The organism is Burkholderia sp. LS-044, assembly GCF_004803625.1.
Taxonomy (GTDB): domain Bacteria; phylum Pseudomonadota; class Gammaproteobacteria; order Burkholderiales; family Burkholderiaceae; genus Burkholderia; species Burkholderia cepacia.
This window is the reverse complement of the sequence record NZ_SSWO01000044.1, coordinates 1-2880: the sequence shown is the minus strand read 5'-3', so window position 1 is coordinate 2880 and position 2880 is coordinate 1. Positions and strand designations below refer to the sequence as shown.

Below are 2880 nucleotides of genomic sequence, written 5' to 3'. Positions count from 1 at the left end.
CGGCTGCGCGGCCGGATCACCTTGCCGACGCGCAACTGCTCGATGCAGTGGGCGAGCAGCCCGGCACTGCGCGCGATCGAGAACAGCCCGAACGCCGCATCGCGCGGCAACTGAAGCTGCACCGACAGCATCGCGAGCGCGACATCGATGGTCGGCCGCTGGCCGGTGAGCGTCGTGACCTTGTCGACGAAGTGCGCGAGTTCCGCCGGCGGATCGAGCCGCGCAAGCAGCGCGGCCGCGCGCGGATCGCCGTCGGGGTAAAGATGATGACCGAAACCGGGAATCGGGATCGCGGACTTCAGGTGATGATCGACGACGCGCTCGGCACCCAATCGTTGCACGTCGTCGAACACCGCGCGCACGCGTCCCGACGCGTCACCGTGCAGCGGACCCGACAACGTCGCGAGCCCCGTCAGCAGGCAGCCTGCCAACGACGCGCCGGTCGATGCTGTGATGCGTGCGGCGAATGCCGAACTCGTGATCTCATGATCGGCGACCAGCACCATCGCGCGGCGCAGCAGGTCTGCGCCATGGCTGTCGAGGCCCCAGCCGGCCGCGAGTCGCTGATGGGTGCAGCGCGGGCTTACGCCGGCATCGTCATGTGCGCCGAATGCACGCGACACGATCGCGACGAGCTGCCCGGCCTCGATGTGCAGCGCGCTGTTGAGCCGGCCGAGCGTCGAATGGCCGTGTGCGGCCAGCGTCGCGAGCATCGTGAACGCGCATTGCCGGTCGCGCTCGCCGGGCGGCAGCGCGATCGCCGGCGCGTCGAACGACACGGGCGCGGTGGCCTGCCAGAGCAGCGCAGCCGTTTCCTCGAGCGTCGCGGTATCGGCGAGTTCAATGCTGTCGCGGCCGCGATACCACGCGCGGCCCATCGAGAATGTGGTGATGCCGCTGTAGATGCACGGCTCGGCGCCGAAGATCGTGCTGGCCGCGAGCGCCGCACGCTTGCGGCCGACCTGTTTCTTGCGGCACAGCGCGACGACGTCCTCGGCACGATACAGGCTCTTGCGCGGATCGTCGGGATCCTGCATCACGGCAATGCTGCCGCGGCTCGCGTACGCATAGACGGTCTGCGCCCGCACGCCGAGCCGCCGCGCCGCTTCCGTCAGGGTGATCCAGTTCTGCATGGGGAGTGGTGATGAGGATGCGGCCGGTGCGCGGCCGCTTGCGCCGACTATAGACCGGGTTCAGTTGAATGTCATCTCGGCAGGGCGCCGCTCGAGCACCTCGACGAGGATGTCGCCGGGCGCGCGCACGAAACAGCCGCGCACACCGGCGCGGATCCGCGTGACGGGCTGGACGATCTCGGCGCCGTTGTCGACCAGATGCGCGTAGGCCGCATCCAGATCCTCGACCAGCACGCCGAAGTGGTCGATCCCTTGCATGCGCGCGCCGTCCGGCACGATCGCCGGACGCGCGTCCGGCAACGCCGTGATGAAAAGATTGATGGCGCCGATTCGCAGGTCGACGCGGCCGGGGTGCCGTACGATTTCGGCGTTCAGGCAGCGCGCAAACCACGCGGCGGTGGCTTCGGCATCAGCCGAGCAGAGTTGCAGGTGATCCCATTTGAATTCGATCATGGTCGTGTGCGGCACATGCAGTGGAGCGTAAAAGGGGGGGCGAACGGGGTCAGAGCTCGATACGCGACAGCTTGCCGAGCAGCACCGAGTACGACAGCGTGCCGACGAGGCAGATCGCACCCATCAGGTTCAGCGCCCAGAAGAAGTTGCCGGTGCGCTGCGTCACGTAGCCGATCATCAGCGGCGTGGTGACGGCCGCGATGTTCGCGGCGAGGCTCGTGATGCTGCTGGTGAGCCCGACATAGCGTTTCGGCGCGATCTCGGACACGGCCGCCCACGACATCGAACCGATTCCCTGTGCGAAGAACGCGACGGTCAGGATCGCGATCACCAGCGCGTTCGACTGCACGAAGTTGACGAGCACGATCGATGCGCCGAGGAAGGTGCCGATCACGAGCGGCGCCTTGCGCGACGACGACATCGAAACGCCGCGCCGGATGCAGAGATCGGACAGATAGCCGGCGATCAGGATCCCGAGCGTCGCGCCGATGAACGGCATCGCCTGGAAGAAGCCGACCTTGATCATCGACATGTGCCGTTCCTCGACCAGGTAGGTCATGAACCAGGTCGTGAAGAACACCAGCAGCGTGTTGTTGCAGAACTTGCCGAGACAGATCGCGAGAATCTGCCGGTAGCCGAGCAGGCGCAGCGCCATGCGCCAGTCGAATCGATCGCGCGCGGTCACCACCGGCTGCCCTTCGGTGATGTACTGTAGCTCGGCCGCGTTGACCCGCGGATGGCGCGACGGATCGCGATAGAGCCGGTACCAGACGACGCTGAACAGGATGCCGAATGCGCCGGTTGCAAAGAACACGGTACGCCAGCCGAACGCCGACGAGATCCACAGCAGCAGCCCGGTGAAGAGCGGTGTGCCGATGTACTGGCCCATCACATATACGCTCGTCGCGAAGCCGCGCTCCTGGACCGGGAACCACATCGTCACCGAGCGCGCATTCGACGGAAACGCGGGCGCCTCGAGCGCGCCCATCGCCAGTCGCGAACCGAGCAGCATGTGGTAGCCGTGCGCGAGCCCTTGCGTGAGCGTGGCCAGCGACCAGCCGACGAGCGACAGCGCATATGCGACGCGCGAGCCGAGCATGTCGGCGAGCACGCCCGCCGGCAGCAGCGCGATGGAGTAGGCGAGGCCAAACACGGCGAACAGCTCGCCCATCTGCACACGCGTGAGCGCGAGATCCTTCGATAGCGCGGGCGCGACGATACCGAGCGCCGAGCGGTCGACGTAGTTGAGGACCGTGGCCACGAGCAGCATCGACAGTACGCCGTAGCGCACCCG

At 67.1% G+C, this 2880-nt stretch carries 3 protein-coding genes; all 3 read right to left on the bottom strand.

Annotated elements, in window-relative coordinates; all coding sequences use genetic code 11:
• Window positions 1–1133: citrate/2-methylcitrate synthase (locus tag E9536_RS41050; protein ID WP_136473327.1), on the bottom strand; the 1133-nt coding region annotated here is incomplete at its 3' end.
• 60 nt (window positions 1134–1193) lie between these two features.
• Complete coding sequence (locus E9536_RS41045; RefSeq protein WP_136473325.1) at window positions 1194–1586, bottom strand: VOC family protein; 393 nt, start codon at window positions 1584–1586, stop codon at window positions 1194–1196.
• A 49-nt stretch (window positions 1587–1635) separates the two neighbouring features.
• A partial coding sequence (locus E9536_RS41040) for an MFS transporter (RefSeq protein WP_247873613.1) occupies window positions 1636–2880 on the bottom strand: 1245 nt, incomplete at its 5' end.

What these genes read in the sequence shown, in the direction of transcription:
- E9536_RS41045 (WP_136473325.1), bottom strand. Translation starts at nt 1,586, where the DNA reads ATGATCGAATTCAAATGGGATCACCTGCAACTCTGCTCGGCTGATGCC.